The organism is Bordetella sp. N (assembly GCF_001433395.1).
In the GTDB taxonomy this organism is placed as follows: domain Bacteria; phylum Pseudomonadota; class Gammaproteobacteria; order Burkholderiales; family Burkholderiaceae_B; genus Bordetella_C.
Genome location: NZ_CP013111.1, coordinates 4,121,179 through 4,142,321, shown reverse-complemented (window position 1 = coordinate 4,142,321; position 21,143 = coordinate 4,121,179). Strand labels below are relative to the sequence as shown.

At 65.3% G+C, this 21,143-nt stretch carries 20 protein-coding genes; 16 read left to right on the top strand and 4 right to left on the bottom strand.

Annotation, left to right across the window (positions count from 1 at the left end):
• Nucleotides 1-91: 91 nt before the first annotated feature.
• A complete protein-coding gene (locus ASB57_RS17665; protein ID WP_231755472.1) occupies nt 92-1,072 on the top strand; it encodes a LacI family DNA-binding transcriptional regulator in 981 nt (326 codons plus the stop codon).
• Nucleotides 1,073-1,159: 87 nt separating this feature from the next.
• On the opposite strand, the gene ASB57_RS17660 is transcribed toward ASB57_RS17665, so the two are convergent.
• Nucleotides 1,160-1,879, bottom strand: a complete 720-nt coding sequence (locus ASB57_RS17660) for a glutathione S-transferase family protein (RefSeq protein ID WP_082621685.1) — start codon at nt 1,877-1,879, stop codon at nt 1,160-1,162.
• Nucleotides 1,880-2,157: 278 nt separating this feature from the next.
• On the opposite strand from ASB57_RS17660, the gene glsA reads away from it, so the two are divergent.
• Nucleotides 2,158-3,162 carry a glutaminase A gene (glsA, locus tag ASB57_RS17655; RefSeq protein ID WP_057653411.1) on the top strand — a complete coding sequence of 335 codons (1,005 nt, stop codon included), beginning with the start codon at nt 2,158-2,160 and terminating at the stop codon, nt 3,160-3,162.
• A 94-nt stretch (nt 3,163-3,256) separates the two neighbouring features.
• Nucleotides 3,257-4,927 (top strand): MFS transporter, encoded by a 1,671-nt coding sequence (locus ASB57_RS17650; protein ID WP_156414198.1) that lies wholly within the window; start codon nt 3,257-3,259, stop codon nt 4,925-4,927.
• Between the two features lie 44 nt (nt 4,928-4,971).
• On the opposite strand, the gene ASB57_RS17645 is transcribed toward ASB57_RS17650, so the two are convergent.
• Nucleotides 4,972-5,604 carry a transcriptional regulator gene (locus tag ASB57_RS17645; RefSeq protein ID WP_057653409.1) on the bottom strand — a complete coding sequence of 211 codons (633 nt, stop codon included), beginning with the start codon at nt 5,602-5,604 and terminating at the stop codon, nt 4,972-4,974.
• A 175-nt stretch (nt 5,605-5,779) separates the two neighbouring features.
• Between ASB57_RS17645 and ASB57_RS17640 the strand changes: the two genes are divergently transcribed.
• The 6 genes from ASB57_RS17640 to ASB57_RS17615 are packed head-to-tail and all read left to right on the top strand — an operon-like array spanning nt 5,780 to nt 13,034.
• Complete coding sequence (locus ASB57_RS17640; RefSeq protein ID WP_057653408.1) at nt 5,780-6,802, top strand: ornithine cyclodeaminase family protein; 1,023 nt, start codon at nt 5,780-5,782, stop codon at nt 6,800-6,802.
• Nucleotides 6,803-6,808: 6 nt separating this feature from the next.
• Complete coding sequence (locus ASB57_RS17635; protein ID WP_057653407.1) at nt 6,809-7,960, top strand: pyridoxal-phosphate dependent enzyme; 1,152 nt, start codon at nt 6,809-6,811, stop codon at nt 7,958-7,960.
• 26 nt (nt 7,961-7,986) lie between these two features.
• Nucleotides 7,987-9,186: an amidohydrolase gene (locus ASB57_RS17630; RefSeq protein WP_057653406.1), complete on the top strand. Its 1,200-nt coding sequence runs from the start codon at nt 7,987-7,989 to the stop codon at nt 9,184-9,186.
• A 40-nt stretch (nt 9,187-9,226) separates the two neighbouring features.
• Complete coding sequence (locus ASB57_RS17625; protein WP_082622024.1) at nt 9,227-10,255, top strand: tripartite tricarboxylate transporter substrate binding protein; 1,029 nt, start codon at nt 9,227-9,229, stop codon at nt 10,253-10,255.
• Between the two features lie 2 nt (nt 10,256-10,257).
• A complete protein-coding gene (locus tag ASB57_RS17620) occupies nt 10,258-11,823 on the top strand; it encodes a M81 family metallopeptidase (protein ID WP_057653405.1) in 1,566 nt (521 codons plus the stop codon).
• A 35-nt stretch (nt 11,824-11,858) separates the two neighbouring features.
• Nucleotides 11,859-13,034 carry a fumarylacetoacetate hydrolase family protein gene (locus ASB57_RS17615; RefSeq protein WP_057653404.1) on the top strand — a complete coding sequence of 392 codons (1,176 nt, stop codon included), beginning with the start codon at nt 11,859-11,861 and terminating at the stop codon, nt 13,032-13,034.
• Nucleotides 13,035-13,037: 3 nt separating this feature from the next.
• Here the strand turns inward: ASB57_RS17615 and ASB57_RS17610 are convergent, their stop codons facing one another.
• The gene (locus ASB57_RS17610; protein WP_057653403.1) at nt 13,038-13,547 is read right to left on the bottom strand and encodes a GAF domain-containing protein; all 510 of its coding nucleotides are present in this window, start codon (nt 13,545-13,547) and stop codon (nt 13,038-13,040) included.
• A gap of 8 nt (nt 13,548-13,555) precedes the next feature.
• Nucleotides 13,556-14,626: a tripartite tricarboxylate transporter substrate binding protein gene (locus ASB57_RS17605; protein ID WP_057653402.1), complete on the bottom strand. Its 1,071-nt coding sequence runs from the start codon at nt 14,624-14,626 to the stop codon at nt 13,556-13,558.
• 235 nt (nt 14,627-14,861) lie between these two features.
• Here ASB57_RS17605 and ASB57_RS17600 point away from each other — a divergent pair, with 235 nt between their 5' ends.
• The 7 genes from ASB57_RS17600 (at nt 14,862) to ASB57_RS17570 (ending at nt 21,132) form a co-directional block, all read left to right on the top strand.
• Entirely contained in the window at nt 14,862-16,034 is a 1,173-nt protein-coding gene (locus tag ASB57_RS17600; protein WP_082621683.1) for an FAD-binding oxidoreductase, read from the top strand.
• A complete protein-coding gene (locus tag ASB57_RS17595) occupies nt 16,031-16,273 on the top strand; it encodes a 2Fe-2S iron-sulfur cluster-binding protein (RefSeq protein ID WP_057653400.1) in 243 nt (80 codons plus the stop codon). The genes ASB57_RS17600 and ASB57_RS17595 overlap by 4 nt, the downstream gene beginning before the upstream one ends.
• A gap of 9 nt (nt 16,274-16,282) precedes the next feature.
• Nucleotides 16,283-17,776, top strand: coding sequence for an FAD-dependent oxidoreductase (locus tag ASB57_RS17590; protein WP_057653399.1), 1,494 nt, complete (start codon nt 16,283-16,285; stop codon nt 17,774-17,776).
• Between the two features lie 18 nt (nt 17,777-17,794).
• Nucleotides 17,795-18,520, top strand: coding sequence for an aspartate/glutamate racemase family protein (locus tag ASB57_RS17585; RefSeq protein ID WP_057653398.1), 726 nt, complete (start codon nt 17,795-17,797; stop codon nt 18,518-18,520).
• Nucleotides 18,521-18,782: 262 nt separating this feature from the next.
• A complete protein-coding gene (locus ASB57_RS17580) occupies nt 18,783-19,616 on the top strand; it encodes a transporter substrate-binding domain-containing protein (RefSeq protein ID WP_231755182.1) in 834 nt (277 codons plus the stop codon).
• Nucleotides 19,617-19,693: 77 nt separating this feature from the next.
• Nucleotides 19,694-20,365 carry an amino acid ABC transporter permease gene (locus ASB57_RS17575; RefSeq protein WP_057653396.1) on the top strand — a complete coding sequence of 224 codons (672 nt, stop codon included), beginning with the start codon at nt 19,694-19,696 and terminating at the stop codon, nt 20,363-20,365.
• A gap of 11 nt (nt 20,366-20,376) precedes the next feature.
• Nucleotides 20,377-21,132 carry an amino acid ABC transporter ATP-binding protein gene (locus ASB57_RS17570; protein ID WP_197425139.1) on the top strand — a complete coding sequence of 252 codons (756 nt, stop codon included), beginning with the start codon at nt 20,377-20,379 and terminating at the stop codon, nt 21,130-21,132.
• The last annotated feature ends 11 nt before the right edge of the window (nt 21,133-21,143 follow it).

The window sequence follows — 21,143 nt, the reverse complement described above, 5'->3', positions numbered from 1 at the left end:
AAGCCCACCACCAGCGCCCCGTGGCAGCAAGCAATCGACAGCCCGCGCCGGCGCGGAGGCCAAGGGCCGGCCCCAGGGGCAGGGCGTGCGCATGATCGACGTGGCGCATACGGCAGGCGTGTCGCTGATGACCGTGTCCCGGGCGCTCAGGCAGCCGGAGCTGGTTTCGCAGGAAACCCGAGACCTGGTTCTGGAGGCCGTGCGCAAGACCGGTTATGTCACCAACAGCGTGGCATCGACCCTCGCGTCGAATCGTTCCAATGTCGTCGGCCTGATCGTTCCGAGCATCCAGAATTCGCTCTATGCCGAGACGACCAAGGGCATCGCCGACGTCCTGCGGGCGAGCGGGCTGCATCTGATCCTGGCCGACAGCGGCAATTCGATGGAAGAGGAAGAGTCGCTGGTGGGCGCGATGTTGTCGCAGCGCGTCTGCGGCCTGATTTTGCATGGCACCGAACACACGCCACGGGCCCTGACGATCATGAAAAACGCAGGGATTCCCATTATCGAGACGGGCGATATTCCCGCCGATCCCATCGATATGGCGGTCAGCTATTCGAATGCGGAGGCCGCCTCGGCGATGACCCTGCATCTGGCCAGGCGCGGCTACAAGCGCATTGCCTTCGTGTCCCTGGACACCAAGACCAACCGGCGCGCGAGCGAGCGGTTGCGCGGCTACCTGGCCGCATTGAAGTCGGCGGGCCTGCGCAAGGACCCGCGGCTGATCCGCGAGGCCGAGTCAGGCATCGCGTCGGGCGCCGAAGTGATGAGCCAGCTGATGAAAGTGACACCGGCCGTCGACGCGGTTTTTTTTGCCGGCGATGTACTGGCCCTGGGCGCCTTGTTCGAGGCGCAGAGGCAAGGCTGGCGCATACCCGACCGCATCGCCATTGCCAGCTTCGACGACCTGCCCATCCTTCAGCATTCCGTTCCGCGTGTCACCTGCCTGCGCCTGCCGCGGCTGGACGTGGGCCGGCGCAGCGCGCAAGCCTTGCTGGACCGCCTGCAGGGCCTGGATGCACCCGTTCATCTGAACCTGGGCTTCGAGATCATCCAGCGCGAAAGCAGCTGACGGTTTCAAGGTCAAGTGCTGATAGCGCTATCACTGTCCACGGTGCCCCAAGGGGTGCCTGGAGGTGCCAGCCGCCGGCGTTGGCTGCTAATCGGTAACCACAGCGGCGATTACAGCGGTGGCCACAGGCGCGGACCGTGCCAGGCCGTCGTGGAGGTCGAGCAGGCGTTCTCGCCAGGCGTGCACGGGATCGTCTGGCTCCAGTAGCGGGATCGCGCTGACGCAGCGGGCCCACATGAACATGCCGAAGACGCAGTAGTCCGCGTAGGCCGGCGCCGCGCCATCCAGGAAGTCGCGTGATTGCAGGATGTGGCGCAGCGGCGTCAGGGCTTTGCCGAGATTGCGTATATGCGAGTCGCGATCCGAGACCACGGCTTCCAGCTGCTTGCCGTACATCTGCTCGCGCGACGCGCGAAAATACGCTTGATCAACGGGACGCAGGCAGGCGTGGACGTCGACCATGATGATCCGGGCAATGGCGGGCACCAGCACCTTGTCGGCCCAGGCGTTCACGAATCCGGCCAGCGGCATGGGCGGTTTCTCTGTGAACAGGGCAGGCTTGTCCGGATACTGACGCTCCAGGTACTCCGCGATGCGCCACGAGTCGTGGACCACCTCGTCACCATCGACGAGCACCGGCACCTTGGCCTGCCCTGAAAAGGCGATCATCTCCGTTTCGGTGAAGCACCATGGCTGGCGCTCGGCGTTGAGTCCTTTGTGTGCCAGCGCCATGCGGGTCTTCCAGCAATGCGGACTGAAGCGCACGGCCGGATCAGCCGCTGCCAACTCGTACAGAATCAATGCCATGGTTGCTCCAGTTTGGGGAAGTCGCCCAAGATTATCATCGCTGTCTGAACAGGGCGGCCGGCTCCGACGGAGCAATGGCACAACGCAGCATGCTGATCAGCAAACTCAAACTCGCTGTCCCGCGTTCGCAACGGAATGTATTGTTTCGCCGAAAAATCAGGAGTATCGTCCGGCAAACTACAAAACGATAAAGGCTGCCGGCGCTGGACGATAGCGCGCATTTTCCCAGCCTCTGAGACACGCACGCTTTCTTACCGTAGATGAGACCTGGGGGCCCCATGTCGAATATTCTTGGTCAAGACACGCCTGATTATGTTTCCACGGGTCGCTTGCCTGACCCCTATGTTGTGGAGTTGCTGGTCCACGAAGCGCACAAACGCTTCCTGGTGGATACGGACGGAACGGTATCCGGCGTCTATCCTGCCCTGCAAAGAGTCGATCCCAAGCTGTTCGGCCTTTGCCTGGTCGGCACCGATGGGCATGTCTACACGGCAGGCGACGTGGACCATGCGTTCACCATCATGAGCATTTCCAAGCCCTTCGTCTTCGCGCTGGTATGCCAGGCGATTGGCGCGTCGGCCTGCCGCGAAAAGTTGGGTGTGAACAGCACCGGCTTGCCCTTCAATTCACTGTCCGCCATCGAACGCATGCCGGACGGGCGTACCAACCCCATGGTCAATTCCGGCGCCATCGCGACCACCAGCCTGGTGCCGGGTGAATCCGCCGAAGCGAAGTGGGCGCTCATACTCGATGGCCTGTCGACCTTCGCCGGCAGAAAATTGTCGGTCAATGAAGAGGTCTACGCGTCGGCATCGGCCACCAACTTCCGTAACCGCGGTATCGCGAACGTGCTGTTTTCCTATGGCCGTCTGGGATGCGACGCCAAGACCGCCACGGATCTCTACACCCGGCAATGCTGCCTGGACATCAACGCCCGCGACCTTGCCGTCATGGGCGCCACCCTGGCCGACGGCGGCATCAATCCGGTGACGGGCGAGTACGTCGTCGCCAACGAGGTCTGCCATTACACCCTGGCGGTGATGGTAACGGCAGGCATGTATGAAACGTCCGGCGACTGGCTGTGCGACGTCGGCCTGCCCGGCAAGAGCGGCATAGGCGGTGGCATCGTCACCGTGTCGCCGGGCAAGAGCGGGCTGGGCACGTTTGCCCCGCTGCTGGACGCGGCCGGCAATAGCGTCAAGGGGCAGCTTGCCTCGCGCTTTCTTTCACGCCGTCTAGGCATGGACATGTTCGTCTCGGAGCCTTTCCGGGAGCATGGTTAAGACACTGAGTTAACCGCGCGCGCCTACTCGAACGTCGAACGTCGAGTGTGGGTGTTGGTGTTCACCAGGCACGCCCATTCACCAGGAGTGAACGATGCATAGTCACACGACGACCGTTGCAGGGGCTGCCTATATGGACCAGACGAAAGGGTCATGGGTGCCGATGATCACCATCGCGCTGGCCCAGATCCTCATGTCCTTCAACGTCGCATCCTTGCCGGTGGCGCTCGGCGGCATGGTCAAGAGCTTCAACGTTCCACCTACGACCATCGCCACCGGCATCGTCATGTACTCGCTGTCGGTGGCGGCCTTCGTGATGCTGGGCGCCAAGCTGAACCAGCGCTTCGGCTCGGTCATGGTGTTTCGCCTGGCGGTGCTGGTCTTCGGCGCCGCGCAGGTGCTGATGACGATCAGCCCCAACGCGACGGCCATGATCACCGCGCAGGCTTTGAGCGGCTTGTCCGGCGCCGCCATGGTGCCGGCCCTGGTCGCTCTGATCGCGGAGAATTATCACGGCACGCAGCAGGCGACCGCCCTGGGGGCCTTGGGCTCGGCGCGGGCAGGGGCGGGTGTGTCGGCCTTTCTGATCGGCGGCGTGCTGGGCACGTATATCGGCTGGCGGCCGGTGTTCGGCATCCTGATCGTGCTGGCGGTCATCATTCTGTTGCTCAGCTTCCGCTTGAAAGCCGATCGGGGCCGCCCCGAGGTCAATATCGACGTCGTCGGCATCATTCTGGCGGCGGCGTCCATCGTGCTGATCAGCTTCGGCTTCAACAACCTGAATCGATGGGGTCTGGGCACGGTACGTCCGGGGGCGCCGTTCGACCTGTTCGGCTTTTCTCCCGCGCCCGTGATGATCGTGCTTGGCGTCGTGATCGGCCAGGCTTTCATCGCCTGGACGCGCCGGCGCGCGCGCTCGGGCAAGACGCCTTTGCTGGCATTGGAGGTGATCACCTCGGGCAGCGAACGTGCCGCGGTCATCGCCATGTTCGCCGTGGTCGCGCTGGAGGCGATGCTGAACTTCAGCGTGCCGTTGTACATCCAGATCGTGCAAGGGCGCACGCCCATGGCGACGGCCATCGCCATGCTGCCGTTCAACCTGTCCGTTTTCTTTGCCGCGATGCTGGTGGTGCGTTTTTACAAGAGCTACACGCCCAGGCAGATCGGGCGGGTCGGCTTCATCATCTGCACGGTGGCCTTGTGCTGGCTGTCCTTCGTGGTCAGGAATAACTGGACCGAGCTGGCCGTGCTGGTCGGGCTGGTGACGTTCGGCATAGGCCAGGGCGCCCTGGTTACGCTGGTCTTCAACGTGTTGGTCAGCGCGTCTCCGAAGACGCTGGCCAACGATGTCGGGTCGCTGCGCGGCACCACCAACAATCTGGCCAATGCGGTCGGCACCGCGATCGCCGGCGCCTTGCTGGTGGGGCTGCTGGCCAGCAACGTGATGCGGGGGATCGTGCAGGAACCCTTGCTGACGCCGTCGCTGCAGGCCCAGGTGAATCTGGACAGCATCAATTTCGTCAGCAATGACCGCCTGCGTGGTGTTCTGGAGACGACGACCGCCACGCCACAGCAAGTCGACGCGGCCATGCGCATCAACACCGATGCGCGCCTGCGGGCCCTGAAAATCGGCCTTCTGATCATGGCGATGGTGTCTTTGCTGGCCATCTTCCCCGCCAGCCGCCTGCCGAATTATCTGCCCGAGGAACTGCCGGCGGAGCCACCGGTGAATCCCCCGCAGCGGGAAGCGGGGGTGCCGGCATAGTGGCCAGTACAGGGCGCGCGCTGAGCTGCGCCCCCATCGCCACGCTAACGCACGTAGCTATACACCGTCGCGCGTGACACGCCCATGTGCGCCGCGGCGATTTCCATGCCGCGCCGGATATCCAGGTATCCGGCTTTCTTCAATTCCTGCACCAGCTGCTTGCGCTCGGCCGGCTTCAATGACCGTGCCGTCGTCGCGCGCGCGGCCGCGAACGTGTCGACCTGTTCGCGGATGCGGTCGGAATGGCTGGCGTCCAGGGTCTCTTCGACACTCTCCGTCTGCACTTGCGAGAATTGCGCGAGCGCTGCCTGGAAACTGTTGAACAGCGTCAGGTCCACGTTCAGGCACAAAGCCGCCACATACTCGCCCTCGGCATTCTTGATGCCGATGGACGTGCTTTTCACCTGGCGCCCGTCGGCGAACTGGTTCGCATAGTTGGGAATGATGGCCGGGTAGTCGGGGTCCTGGATGCGCGCCAGGCCAAGCTCGGTCACGGACTGGCCGACCGTGCGTCCGCTCAGGTTGTTCTCGATGCAATAGATCGCGTTCTTGGGATGGCTAAGGTCGTGTACGACCACCTCGCAGAACGGCGCGAACGTCTTCCCCAGCCCTTCGGCAATGGTGCGCAGCTGGCTCAGCATCAGGGAATCGGGGGTCGGATCGGCAGTCTTGGTCATCCGCGCACTATACCTTCAAATCCCAGCTGATCTGGACGTTTTGTCCAGATTGGAGGCTGTCTTCGCCTGGTTTCAGAAAATCCAGACCCTATTAGGGAAAATCTGGACTGTTGGATATGGATAATTTGTCTTGATCTGGATATATTGTCCATGTTCATTCAGCTGATCCCATCCAATGCCCCTTGATACTCCCCCTGCCGACAGCGCCGCTACCCTGTTTCTCATTCCCGCCCAGGACGTCCTGGCGTTGCTGGACCGACATGCCACCATGGATGCCGTGCGGCAAGCGTTCGTCCAGCACAGCACCGGCGCCGGCCGGGTATTTCCCATGATTCGCGAGCCGCTGCCCAACAATGCCGTGTTCGGCATCAAGGCCGGCGACATCGGCGGGGAAAATGTCCTGGGCTTCAAGGCGGCGGGTTTCTGGCCCGCCAATACCGCCCAGGGCAAAGGCGCTCATCAGGCCACCATCATGCTGTTCGACCCGGCGACGGGGCGGCCTGTCTGCCTGCTCGACGGCAATCACGTGACGACCCTGCGCACGGGCGCGGCCGGCGCCATCGGCATCGACCTGTTCGCGCGGCAGGACGTGCAAAGGCTTTGCCTGTTCGGCACGGGCGTGCAGGCACGCATCCATCTTGAGTACGCGCTGCAAGTTCGGCCCGGCATTGCGTCGGTGAGCTACGTCACCGTGAACGGCGAGCGCGACCAGGACTTCGAGGCCGCCATGGAAGCCGCCATCACAGCTCTGCCCGCCACGCACGCTCGTCCCGCCATCCACCACGCCAAGGATGCTGACCAGGCCGTCGCCGATGCTGACCTGGTGATCACCGCCACGCCCAGCCGCAAGGCGCTGTTCTCCGCCGACGCGGTGCGCGCCGGCACGCACATCAACGCCGTCGGCGCTGACACCGTGGGCAAGCGCGAATTGCCGGAAGGCTTGCTCGGGCGCGCCACCGTCTTTGTCGATGACGCCGTGCAGTCGTCCAACGTGGGCGAAGGGCAGTGGGACAAGACGTGCGCCGCCACGGAAATCGGCACCGTCATTCAGCGCGATCAGCCCTATGTCCGCGCCGCCGATGCCATCACCATCTTCGACATGACCGGCCTGGCGCTTCAGGACCTGGTCGTGGCCCAAATGATTTTCGACAGCGCCCGCAAAGCCGGACGCGGTACTTCCATCTTCTGGCCCTGGTAAACCGTCATGACGCAGCAGTCCCCAACCCCTGTCTACATCGATCCACGCACGGGTAAGACCTATCCCTTGACGGATATCCGCTGGCGCTCCGACGACCATCATCCCCTGATGATCACGCCGCTGCCGGGCATCGGCCGCGCCGACATCGATACGCGCCAGCGCTCGATCTGGCGTTACCAGGCCGCGCTGCCGGCGCCGATCGCGGACACCGTCAGCCTGGGCGAAGGATGCACGCCCCTGATCCAGCGCAATTGGGGCGCCGCGCGCCCGCACTTCAAGCTGGAATGGTTCAACCCCACCAGCAGTTTCAAGGATCGCGGCGCGGCGGTCATGATCGCGTGGCTGCGCCAGCAGGGCGTGCCGAAGATTCTGGAGGACAGTTCGGGCAATGGCGGCGCCGCCATCGCCGCGTTGGGCGCGGCCGCGGGCATGCAGGTGAAGATCCTGGCGCCGGCCTACACGCCCATCGCCAAGGTGGCGCAGATCCGCGCTTTCGGCGCCGAGGTCCAGCTGGTGGAAGGGCCGCGCGAGGAATCCGAATACGAAGCGATCCGCCAATCCGAGCACATCTTCTACGCCAGCCATAACTGGCACCCGTTCTTCCTGCAGGGCACCAAGTCACTGGCCTACGAAATCTGGGAGGACCTGAATTTCCAGGCGCCGGACAACGTCATCATTCCTTGCGGCGCGGGCAGCAATATCCTGGGGTGCTACATCGGTTTCTCGGAGCTGCTGGCGGCCGGCCAGATCAAGAAGCTGCCGCGCATCTTCGCCGCACAACCTTTGAACTGTTCACCCATAGACGCGAGCTTCGTGGCAGGCGTGGACACGCTCACGGATCGGCCGACGGCGCCGACCATCGCGGAAGGCACGGCCATCAAGCGGCCGGTGCGACTGAAGGAAAACCTGCAGGCGCTGCGCCAGAGCGACGGCGGCACGGTGGCCTTGACGGAAGACCAGATACGCGCCGCCGTGCGCGCCATGGCGGCCATGGGCCTGTATGCGGAGCCGACCAGCGCGTCCGCCGCGGCGGCCATCGACGTGCTGCTGGCCCGTGGGGCGATCAAGGCCACGGAAACCACCGTCGCCGTGCTGACGGGGACCGGCTTGAAGTCGACGCAGTTCATGACGGAACTGTTCGGCCAGGCTCAGCCTTGAATACGTCAGACAAGACCAGGAATCCCATGAACGACTATCTGCAACGCGCACGGCAAGACATCGGCGACTTGACCGCGATACGCCACGATATCCACGCCCATCCCGAGTTGGGCTTCGAGGAGACTCGCACCTCCCAGCTGGTGGCCGAGAAACTGCGCGCCTGGGGCATCGAAACCGTAACCGGTGTGGGCAAGCTGGGTGTGGTGGGCACCATCCACGGCAAGCACGCCGGCACCCGCAGCATCGGCCTGCGCGCCGACATGGACGCCCTGGCCATGACGGAAACCAATGCGCTGCCGCATGCGTCGCGTCACGCGGGTGTCATGCACGCCTGCGGCCATGACGGCCATACGACGATGCTGCTGGGCGCGGCGCGGGCCCTGGCGCAGGATCCGGACTTCGCCGGCACCGTGCACCTGATCTTCCAGCCGGCCGAAGAAGGGCGGGGCGGCGCGCTGGCCATGCTGGAAGACGATCTGTTCACGCGCTTTCCCTGCGATCGCATCTTCGGCCTGCATTCCTATCCCACCATGCCGGTCGGCACCTTCGGTACCCGCCCGGATGCGTTCATGTCCGCGTCGGGCCGCTGGCAGGTGACCTTCACGGGCACCGGCGGCCATGGTGGCATGACGCCGCACCTGGCGTCGGACCTGACCGTGGCGCAAGCGAATTTCATTCTGGGTTTGCAGACGGTGGTGTCGCGCAATGTGCCGCCGGACCAGACCGCCATCATCAGCGTGGGGCATATCCACGGGGGCGACCCGCAGGCCATGAATGTGATGCCGGCCAAGCTGCATGTGTCGGGCACCATGCGGGCGTTCAGCGCCGACGTGCAGGCGCTGCTGGAGCGCCGCATCACCGAAATGGCGCATGCCCATGCCGCGATCCAGGGCGCCACCGCCACGGTGAAGTGCTGGTGGAACGCGGCCACCGTGGTCAACGACGGCGCCGTCACGAAGTCGGCGGTCGCGGCCGCGGCAAGAGTGGTCGGGCAGGACGGTGTCAATGCCGACATGCACAGGCTGACCGCCGGCGAGGATTTCTCCTGGCTGATGCAGAAGCGTCCCGGCGCGTTCGTGTTCATCGGCAACGGGCAGCGCGAAGGCGATGGCGGGGGCAACCTGCACATGCCTAATTACGATTTCAACGACGCGGCGATTCCTTATGGGGTCGCGTATTGGTTGTCGGTGGTGGATGGTGAACTGGGCAAGACAGCTGGCCGCTGAGTCAGCTTTTATTTAAATAACATTCCAAGGGGTAATGATCATGATTCAACAGAAATTCACGCGCGCGCTGCGCCACAGGCAGGGCCTCGCTTCCTTCGTCGCGGCGGGTGCCGTCGCGCTGGCCACCGCATTGGTGCCTTGCGTCAGTAACGCCGCGGACGCTGCAACGTGGCCCGATCGGCCCGTGACCGTCATCGTGCCTTCGGCGGCCGGCGGTGGAGCCGACGTGCTGACGCGCGTCGTGGTCAACCACCTGGCGCGGGCTACCCATCAATCCTTCGTCGTCGAGAACCGGCCCGGCGCGGGCGGTTCCATCGGCATGGGCCAGATCAAACGTGCCGCGCACGATGGCTACACCCTGGGCTACGGCAACTTGAACACCCTGGCGGTGAATCCTTCGCTGTTCAACAACATTCCGTACGATGCCGCCAAGGACTACGCCTTCATCGGGCCGATGTTCACCTTGCCTAACCTGTTGGTGGTGCGCGCGGATGCGCCCTACAAGACAGTGGGCGACCTGGTCGCCGCCGCTCAGGCCAAGCCGGGCAAGATGTTCTGGGCGGCGGCCGGTCTGGGCAGCAGCGGCCATATGGCCGGCGAGCTGTTCAAACGCATGGCCGACATCAATACGTCCTTCGTCCCGTATAACGGTGATCCGGCATCATTGACGGATCTCGTGGGCGGTCAGCTCGACTACACGTTCACCAACGCGCCTATCGCCTGGCCCCTGGTGCAATCCGGCAAGCTGCGCGCCCTGGCCATCACCAGCAGCACGCGGGCCCCGGCGTTCCCGGCGATTCCCACCATCGATGAATCCGGCTATAAGGGTTATGACAACGGTGCCTGGGGCGGGCTGATCTTTCCGGCCGGTACACCGAAAGCCATCGTCGACCGCGCCAGCACCATCCTGGAAGAAGTCATGAAGTCGGACGCCGTGAAGGAAGACCTGGCGAAGGCCTTCGCCACCCCCACGCCGGGCACCCAACCCGATTTCGTGCGCTTCGTCGCGGCCGAGCAGAAGAAATGGGCGGATGTGATCGCAGCCGCCCACATCGAGAAGCAGAACTGAACATGCCGATAACCTCCTCCGGGCCGCGCATCGCCATTCTCGGTTTTGCCATCGAGTCCAATCGCTTCGCGCCGGTCGCCACGCGCGCGGATTTCGTTTCCCGCGCCTACTTGAAGGGCGCGGCGCTGATGGACGACGCGCGCAGTGAAGCGCCGGCCATGACGCCTGAAATCCCCGCCTTTGTGCGGGACATGGACCGGTCCGGAGCCTGGACGCCGGTGCCCATCCTGTTCGCGAATGCGGAATCGGGCGGTCCGGTGGAGCATGCCTTCTTCGTGGATACGCTGGCGGTGTTCGAAGCGGGGCTGCGCGCGGCCCTGCCTTTGGACGCGGTGTACATCTGCGAGCACGGCGCGGCGATCACCACCGAATCCGACGACCCTGATGGCGAGGTCTTTGCCCTGGTCCGCGGCATCGTCGGCCCTGATGTGCCGGTGGTGGCCACGGTGGACCTGCACGCCAACGTGTCGGATCGCATGGTGGATAACGTCAACACCCTGATTTCCTACCGGCGCAATCCCCACATCGACATGGCGGAGCGCGGGGCCGATGCCGCGCGCGTGCTGCGTGAACTGATGGCGGGCGGCAAAGTGGCGGTCGCGCATATCCGCCTGCCGGTGTGCGCGCCGCCCACGCAGTTGCTGACGGCGCCTGGTACAGGGCCCTATGCCGACATGATCGCGTCGGCGGAAGCCTTGCTGGACGATCCCCGCATCGTCAATATTTCCGGCGTGGCGGGCTTCGTCTACGGCGACACACCCAAGAACGGGTTGACGGTGATCGTGACCACCCGCGACGATCCCGCCTTCGCCAGGCAGACCGCGCTCGATCTGGCGCTGCCCGCGTGGCAAGGCCGCGCGGCGTTCTCGCCTGAGCTGACCTCCCTGGAAGAAGCGGTCGCCCTGGCCAGGCAGGCGGGCGAGAACGCGCGACTGCCGGCGGTGTGCCTGGCCGACGTGGCCGACAACCCGGGCGGCGGTGGCCGGGGCAATACGCCGTATCTGCTGCAGGCTTTGCTGGCGGCGGGCGCCCAGGGGGTGATCATGGGTGTCATCACCGATGCGGCCTTGTGCGCCGAAGCGCATGGCCTGGGTGTCGGCGCCGCGTTCACGGCGCGCTTCAATCGGGAAGAGACCACCCTTTATTCGGATGCCTTCGCGGCGCCGGCCAAGGTGCTCAAGCTGCATCAGGGCCAGGGTGTGGGACGGCGTGGGCAGTTGCAGGGCTGCCGGTTCGACCTGGGACCGTCGGTGCTGCTGGAGATGGACGGCATCAAGGTCGTGGTGGTGTCCAATCGCTATCAGTGCCACGAGCCCATGTTCTTCGAGATGTTCGGCCTGGACATCGCCCAGGCCCGCACGGTCGTGGTGAAGTCGCGCGGGCATTTCCGTGCGGCGTTCGACGAGTTCTTCAAACCCGAGCAGATCCATAACGTCGATGTGCCCGGGCTGACCTCGCCCGTGCTCGCACGCTTCGACTTTCAGCGCTTGCCGCGGCCGACCGTGCCCATGGACACCATGCAGGATTGGTCGCCCCAGGTGCGCGTACTGTCGCATCCCAAACTTTAGGGCTGCATCCCAACCCTTAGCTACCCGGACCCCTCATGCACACACTGACTCCAGAAAATACCCTGCCGGCGGACGGCGTCAACGGAACGCTGGTGGGCCGTGCATGGGTGCCGGGCGCGATTGCCGGGCCGTCGCCGGTCGTGTTGCGCGGGGACGGGGTGTACGACCTGTCTGCCACCTTCGCCACCTTGAGCGATCTGCTCGATACGGCGGACGTGGTGCAAGCCGTGCGCGGCGCGCAGGGCCGTCTGATCGGCGACGTCGCCAGCGTGCTGGCGAACACGCGCGTGGACGCCAGTCCCGCGCAGCCCTATTTCCTGGCGCCGGCGGATCTGCAGGTCATCAAGGCCGCAGGCGTCACGTTCGCATCGAGCATGATCGAGCGCGTCATCGAGGAGCAGGCCAAGGGCGACCCCGCGCGCGCCGAGAGCGTGCGGCGCACGGTGGTCGATGCGATAGGTTCGGACCTGCGCGCCGTCAAGCCGGGATCGCCGGAAGCGGCGCAGCTGAAGGCGGTGCTGCTGGCCCAGGGTTTGTGGTCGCAATATCTGGAAGTCGGCATCGGCCCCGATGCCGAGGTCTTTACCAAGGCGCCGGTGATGGCGGCGGTGGGGACGGGCAGCGCGGTAGGTATTCATCCCAAATCCGAGTGGAACAATCCCGAACCCGAGGTCGTCCTGGCCGTCACGCGGCAAGGCGCCATCGTGGGGGCCACCTTGGGGAATGACGTCAACCTGCGCGACTTCGAAGGCCGCAGCGCGTTGTTGCTCAGCAAGGCCAAGGATAACAACGCATCATGCGCGGTGGGCCCCTTCATACGTTTATTCGACGAGACGTTCGGCCTGGACGACGTGCGCCGTTGCGAGTTGACCCTGCGGGTCGAGGGCGACGAGGGCTATGTGTTGAGCGGCGCCAGTTCGATGGGGCAGATCAGCCGGGATCCCGCGGATCTGGTCGTCCAGACGCTCAACCGCAACCATCAGTATCCCGACGGCTTCCTGCTGTTCCTGGGCACCCTGTTCGCGCCGACCGAGGACCGCGACCATCCGGGCGGCGGCTTCACGCATAAGGTAGGCGATACCGTCGCCATCGCCACGCCCAAGTTGGGGACCTTGCGCAACGTCGTGACCCATAGCGATGCCGCGCCGCCGTGGCAGTTCGGGCTTGGCGCCTTGATGCGCAATCTGGCGGCGCGCGGGCTCTTGTCCTAGGGCTTAGCCGGCGTCGATCATGAAGGCCGGCGCGGCCAGTGCCGCCAGATATTTGCCGAACTCGATGTGGCCGGGCTGGTAATGGTCGGCGTCATGCAACAGATTGATCTGGCCCAACAGGCGTCCTTGCCCATACACGGGGATGTTCAGCACGCTGGCGCAACCCAGCGCGAAGATGGCGTCGGCGTCGAGGAAGTCGCGCCGCACTGCATCCGCGTTGGCCGCCAGGCGCGGTTGACCTGTCGCCACCATTTCTCGCAGCGCGGGCGCATTGCCGATCTGCTTCGACCCGCTAGCCGGATAGACGGCGGGCGTGCTGCTGTAAAGGCGATGCGCCAGTCCCGCGGCCATGTCATAGCGCAGGGCGGTGAACAGGCGGTGGCCCATTTCGCGCTGGGCGATGCCGTCCAGCGCTTGCAGCAAGGGATCCGCCTGGCCGGCAGCCCGCGGCCGGGCCAGTGCCGCGGCAACGGCTTCCAGGTCGGATGGGATAAAAAAGCCGGTTGCCGTCATGTCGTGTCCTATTCGGGTTGGATCTTGGCCAGTTGGGCGACCTTGCCCCATTGCGCGCGGTCCGCGGCCACGACATCGTCGAATTCCTTCAACGTGACGCCGCTGGCGGTCGCGCCCTGTGCCGCGAAGTAATCGACCATTTCCTTGTCGACCAGGACCTGGTGGAGCAGCCCGGCGATCTTGCGCGCCGTGGTGTCAGGGGTTTGCGCGGGGGTGAACAGGCCGAACCAGCCCACTGCTTCGAACTCGGGGTAGCCCTGTTCGGCCACCGTCGGCACCTTGGGCAGGACGGCCAGGCGTTGCTTGGAGGTGACCGCGACCGCGTTCAGGTCGCCGCGTTCCACGTAGGGCATCGAGGTCATGGCGACGTCCAGCATGAAGTCGACGTGGCCGGCCATCGTGTCGGTCAGCGCCGGGCCGGAGCCCCGGTAAGGAACGTGGGTGGCCGGGATGTCCAGGGTGGCGCGCAGCGCTTCGGTGGCCAGGTGGTTGGAAGAGCCCAGGCCGCTGGAGCCATAGGTCAGGCCGCCGGGTTTCTTGCGGGCGGCTTCGACCATCTGTTTCAGATCGTGGATGCCCAGGTTCTTGTTGATGACCACGACGTTGGGTACCGAGGCGATCATGGCCAGGCCGCGGAAGTCCTTCAGCGGGTCATAGGGCAGCGTCTTGTAGAGGAAGGGGGCCACCGACTGGGTGCTGACCGTTCCCAGGAACAGGGAGTAGCCGTCGGCCGGCAGGTTTTTCGCGTAGGCCGCGCCCAGGGTACCGCCCGCGCCGGGTTTGTTTTCGACGACGAAGGGTTGGCCCGTCAGCTGGCCCAGGCGCTGCGCGACCTTGCGGGCGACGATATCGGTCGAGCCGCCGGCCGCGAAGGGCACGATGATGCGTACGGGTTTGTCGGGCCAGGCGGCGGCGTTGTCCGCGTGGCTTGGGTGTGCGACGCACAGCGCGGCGCCGGTCAGCAGCAGTGCTGCCAAGCGATTGATGGTCATGGTGATCCCCTTGGATATGGACGAAGTGGTCTTCGTCTGGCATTCGAGATGCTTGGCCGCCGCGATGTCGCATGCGGCGGATCCCATGGTAGAGGCGCCTGTTTGCCGGGACCAATATCGCTTTCCTATGCGAGCATAGGCGTTTCCTTGGCCTGCCCGCGCCGGCAGGGTTGGGTCGAGGGCTCGGTCGTGGGGCCTCGGCCAGGGACGGAGGGCCGGGCAGGCGGACGCGGAGACGGGGATAGAATCATCGTTTTTGGGCGGCCCGGGGGATCTGGGTTCAGGGTTGCCCTGACGAATATTGAGACAAGGTTTTTCAGTCATGAATGCAGGGGGAGTGCCCGGCGCGGCAAGTTCGCACGTCCTGATCGTGGGCGCGGGAATCGTCGGGGCATCGGCTGCCTATTTCTTGCGGCAGGCAGGGTGCGCGGTGACGGTGCTGGACGCCAGCACGCCCGCGGCGGGGGCGTCCGGGGCGTCGGACGGGCTGGTGTCGGTGGGCAGCAAGAAGCCCGGGTTCCTGATGAACATCGCCCGCAATGCGCGCGATCTCTACGTCGAGTTGACGGCTGACGGGCTGCTGGCCGGGCTGTTCCAGCAACGCCCCACTTTTTTGTTCGCACGCAATGAAGACGAGGCGGCGTTGATGGCCCTGCACGGGCAGGATCTGGCCAGCGCCGGCGTGCGGGTGGAAAGCTTGACCGGTCCGGAGTTCGTCCGCTGTATTCCCGGGGCTTCGCCCGGCATCGTCGGTGCTCTGGCCGTGCCGGAAGATGGGCACGCCCTGGGCTATCAGATCGTCGACCGGATGCTCAAGCGTTCGGGCGCGCAGGTGGTGCGCCAGGCGGCCGTGCGCCGGCTCTCGGTGCAGCAAGGGCGCGTGACCGGTGTTGAAACCGATGCGGGCACGTTTTCCGGGGATGCGGTGCTGATCGCGGCCGGGCTGGGGTCGACCGCCTTGGCCGGCCTTGGCGAAATCCTGGTGCCCCGCAAAGGGCAGATCATCATCACGGACCGGGCGGCGGATGGCGTTCCCGCCTTCGCCGGGCCCTTGATGTCGGCGGCATACCTGGCCGCCAAGCGCAATGTCGATGCGTCCAGGCGTCATCCCGTCAGCCTGGTGATCGATCCTTTGAACACTGGGCAACTGCTAATCGGTGGCACGCGGGAAGAAGGGCTGGGCGACCGGGAAACCACGGTGCAGCACGTTTCCACCATCCTGCGCGAGGCGCTGGACGCCTATCCCCCGCTGGAGCGGCGCCGGGTGATACGCACGTTCTCCGGCGTGCGGACGGCCAGCGTGGATGGCCTGCCCATCGTGGGCTGGCACCCGGCTGTCGACGGCCTGGCCATCGCCACCGGATTCGAGGGCGATGGCATCTGCCTGGGACCCTTGATGGGCAAGCTGGCCGCGGAGATCGTCCTGGGGCTGCCCGGCAGCCTCGACATCGCGGCGCTGGCGCCGGGGCGCTTCACGACGGGGGAAGGACGATGAGCCACTTTTACTGGAACAAGACTGCCATTCCCTTCCGCGATGGCGAAACGCTGGCGCTGGCGCTGCGGCGCGCCGAGGTCAAGGACTTCGGACCGGCCGCCGGCGGGCAGCAAGGGCGCTACTTCTGCGGAATCGGTCAATGCCAGGGCTGCCTGGTGTCGGTCGACGGCGCGGCCGCGGTGGAGTCCTGTCTGACACAAGCCCAGTCCGGCGCGGTGGTCACGCCAGGCGCGTTTTAAGGGAGCGGCATGATGTCTACGCCTTATGACCTGCTGATCGTGGGCGCCGGCCCGGCTGGCGTCAGCGCGGCGGTGGAAGCCGCGACACGCGGCGCGCGCGTGCTGCTGGTCGAACAGCGTCCGCATGCCGGCGGCGCCATCCACCGCGCCGCCTACGACGGCGGCCCCTGCGCGGTGCCCATGCCCGCGCGGCACAAGAAGAACTGGGCCACCCTACAACGCGAGTTGGCGGCCCTGGCCGACCGTATCCGTCTGCTGACGTCGGCGGTATTCCTGGGCATCGACGGCGCTGGCGTCTGCATGATCGACAGCCGCGCGGAGGGCCGGGTGAAGCTGGTCAGGCCCCGGGCCGTGATTTTCGCGATCGGCGCGACGGAGCGGGTGCCGCATGTGTCGGGCTGGGAGCTGCCCGGTGTCGTGACGGCGGGGGGCCTGCAAGTCCAGATGAAGGAAAGCGGCCAGGCGCCGCAGGGCCGCATTCTGATCGCTGGCAATGGGCCTTTGCCCCTGGCCCTGGGCGCGCAGCTGGCCGCCTTGGGTAATCCACCGGTGGCGATACTGGAAGCCGGCGCGCCCTGGCGCAAACTGTGGACAAGTCCCGGGGCGCTGATCGGCCTGGCCGCCGGGCCCAGGCAATTGCTGGAAGCCGCCGGCTATTTCCGCCGCCTGCGGGCGGATGGCGTGCCGTACCGCACCGGGACAGCCGTTACCGCTGTCAGCGCGACGGGTATCGCCGCCAGCGCGGCGACGGCGGCCGCGAGCGCGGTGGTGGCCGTCGGCACGGCGGGCGCAGGGGCTGCGGGCCTGCGGGTGCGGACGCGCGATCGTCGCGGGGAGACCCTCGACTACGAAGTCGACCTGCTCGTGCTCCACGGAGGGCTCGTGCGCAACGAGCGTGGCATCCCGGCCGCGGACATGCACGGGATCGTGATCGCCAGGGCTGGCGACTGCAATCAGGTCCTGGGCGCGGACGCTGCTCTGACCGAAGGTCGCCGCGTCGCGGCTCTGGTAATGGGTCGCCTGGAAGGGCAGTCGGACCAGTCGGCACAGGCGGGCCAGCGGGGGCAACCGGGTCAGCTGGGCCAGCCGCGGCAAGCGGCACAGCCTGCTCGGCCCGCAGGGCGCGAGCCAGCGCCCGCCAAAGCCGCGGCGGCGTTTCAGGCGTCGATCTGGCGCTTGTTCGCCGCGGACCCGCCGGCCGAGGCCACGGAAACTTCCTCCGCCGATACCGTCATCTGCCGCTGCGAAGGCGTCACGCGCCGCGCGTTGGCGGACAAGGACCTGCATTCGCCCCGTGAAATCCGGCTGGTCGGCCGCGTCGGCATGGGTCTCTGCCAAGGCCGCTTCTGCGCCCACGCGGCCGCCATGGCAGCCGACACCGAGACGGACAGCGCCGCCGGCAGTGACGAAATCACTCTCGCGGAAATCGACGGCCCCATCCCCCGCTGGCCGATCCGGCCGGTATCCGTCAAAGCATTGGCCAATGCCGACGACCTGACCTGACAACTCCCAACATCCCCCATGACCGACGCCTCCAATCACTTCCGCCCCGTCGTCCACGGCCTTACGCTGGGCGTACTCATGCTGGACACCCGTTTCACCCGCTACCCCGGTGAAATCGGCAACGCCGAAACGTGGTCCGTGCCGCTGCAGTTCAAGATCGTAAAAGGCGCGACGCCGGCCCGCGTCATCGAAGACCAGGGCCGCGGCCTGCTCGATCCTTTCGTCGACGCCGCGCAGGAACTGATCGACCTGGGCGTCCGCGGCATCACCACCAGTTGCGGCTTTCTCGCCTTGTTCCAGCGCGAACTGAGCGCCCGCCTGTCCGTGCCGGTCGCGACCAGCTCGCTGCTGCAAGTGCCGATGGTCGAACGCATGCTGCCGGCCGGCAAGCGCGTGGGCATCCTCACCGTCAACCAGGCGGCCCTGACCCCCGCGCACCTGACTGCAGTCGGCGTCGACACGACGACGCCCATCCTCGGCATGGAAGAGGAAAGCCTGTTCCGCCGTGTGTTCACCGACCGCGTGCCGTCGTCAGCCGCCGATTTCCCCATCCTGCAAAAGGAAATGGTCGAAGCCGCCCGCGACCTGGTCAGCCGCCATCCCGAAGTGGGCGCCATCGTCTTCGAATGCACCAATATGCCGCCCTTCGCCGCGGCCGTCCGCGCGGCAACGGGCCTGCCGGTCTTTGACGTGGTCGGCATGCTGCGCTGGTTCATCGACGCAATCCAGTCCGGCCAACGCTAGTTCACTGAAACGCCTGGCCAAGGCCAGCCCGACCCCGGCTAGGGGTTTGCCCGCATTGATGCCAGCCATGAAATCGGCGTGCCCCGCGATCCACCCCACGCCCTGCTACGAATGCATAAAAATCTGACAGATTCATGCACATCCGGCCCTGCGAGGGGGATGCGCGCGTTTAGAATTCTTTCCGATAGATAAGTCCGGCTAATGCGGCCCGGGACTGTCAGAAGTGCTACCAGGCGAAGTTCTGTACTCAGGAGAGACTGCCGTGATTACACGCAGAAGTTTTGTATCGGCCACGTGCGCGTTCGGCCTCGGTTCGATGATTTCCATGCCGGCCTTTGCCCAGAATGAATCGACCATGGAGCGCATCAAGCGCACCAAGGTATTGCGCACCGGCTTCATCGCGGGCGCCGCCCCTTACTACGTCAAGTCCGTGGCCACCGGCCAATGGCAAGGGTTCTGCGTGGACTTCGCCAATCAGCTGGCCGAGTCCCTTGGCGTCAAGCTGCAGGCCATCGACACCACGTGGGGCAATGCTGTGCTGGACCTGCAATCGAACAAGATCGACTGCATGTTCGGCCTGGCCCCCACCGAGCAACGCAAGAAAACCGTCGGTTTCACCGACCCGCTGTTCCAGAATACCTTCACCCTGGTCGCGAAGAAGGGCTTCGATCCCAAGACCTGGGATGACGTCAACAAGCCCGAAGTGCGTCTGTCGGTGGACCAGGGTTCGAATCAGGACACCTTCGCCACCCAATCGCTGACCAAGGCGACGCTGAACCGCTTCGAAACATCGGGCGACGCCACCCTGGCGCTGCAGACCGGCCGCGTGGACGCGCAGGTGCTGGTGATCCTGCTGGCCGTGACCGTGCTGTCGAAGGCCCGCCAACTGGGCCATCTGGTGATTCCGACCCCGGCCGCGACCGCCCCCACGTCGATCGGGGTGCAGAAGGAGCCCGACCAGGCCTTCACCGAATATGTGAACAAGTGGCTCAACGCGGAACGGTCCAAGGGTCTCATCAAGCAGACCATCGTTGACAACATGCAGAAGCTGGCAGGTGTCGATCCCGCGCTGTTCCCCAAGGAAGCCACGTTTTAAATCTGCCTCAAAACGCTCGTCCCTCCGCCAGTCCGAGGAAGGACGAGCAGGCGGCGCAGTAATTTCAAGGAGCGGTTGTGTATCAGTGGGACTTTGGCGCCATCTGGGTCTACCACAAGCTATTGCTGAGTGGCCTGGCCTATACCGTCGTGTATACGGTATTCGTGGTCGCGGCGGGCTTGGCCCTGGGCCTGGTGGTTGGCATCGGGCGCGTGCGTGCTCCGCTATTCATCGCCGGCATTCTGCGCGCCTATGTGGAAATCTTCCGCTGCACGCCGGTGCTCGTGCAGTTGATCTGGTTCTACTACGCGCTGCCGGTTCTGGCGAACATCGAGATGTCGCCCACCACGGCCGCCGCCTTGTCCTTGACCCTGTACGGCGGCGCGTTCTACTCGGAGATCGTGCGCGCGGGTATTCTGGGCATCGATTGGGGCCAGACGGAAGCCGGCCTGGCCATGGGCATGCGCAACAAGCAGGTCATGCGGCGCATCATCCTGCCGCAGGCCTTCCGCCGCATGGTGCCTCCGCTGATGAGCCAGTCGATCATGCAGTTGAAGAACACGTCGCTGCTATCCGTCATCGCCGTGCCGGATCTGCTGTACCAGGCCCAGTCGGCCGCGCATGATTCGTATCGCCCGCTGGAGCTCTACACGATTACGGCCATCTGCTATTTCATCGTGCTGTTCCCGGCCACGCTTTGGTCCAAACGCATCGAGAATCGTCTGGCCACCCAGGACAGGAATGCGTGATGAGCGACCTGATGATCGAGATCGATAATCTCAGCAAGTGCTTCGGCGATCACGTCGTGCTGAAGGATATTTCGCTGCGCGTGCAGCGCGGCTCCGTGGTGGCGATGATCGGGCCTTCGGGCTCCGGCAAGTCCACCTTGCTCCGCTGCATCAACCTGCTGACCATGCCCGACGGCGGCAGGATCCGCGTGGGTGAGCGCAGCATGGATTTCGCCGAGGGCGGCGCCGGCCGACGCATCCACGAGAAAGAACTGGCCAGCTACCGCGCCACCACCGGCATGGTGTTCCAGCACTTCAATCTGTTCCCCCACATGACCACGCTGCAGAATGTCATGGAAGGGCCGGTGACGGTGAAGAAAGTGCCGAAGCCGCAGGCACGCGAACAGGCCTTGGAATTGCTCACGCGCGTGGGTCTGGCGGAAAAGGCCGATGCCTATCCCGACATGCTGTCGGGCGGGCAGAAGCAGCGCGTGGCCATCGCGCGCGCCCTGGCACTGCAGCCGGCCGTCATGCTGTTCGACGAAGCCACGTCGGCGCTGGATCCTGAACTGGTCGGCGAAGTGCTGGCCGTGATCAAGACGCTGGCGGAAGACGGGATGACCATGATTCTGGTCACCCACGAGATCGCCTTCGCGCGCGAAGTGGCCGACCAGGTGATCTTCATGCGCGACGGCGTGGTTGTCGAAGCGGGCCCGGCCGCGCAGGTCATCGACAACCCGACGCAAGCCGCGACCCAATCGTTCCTGGCGCGCTTCAACAAGGCTTGATGGGGCGGCAG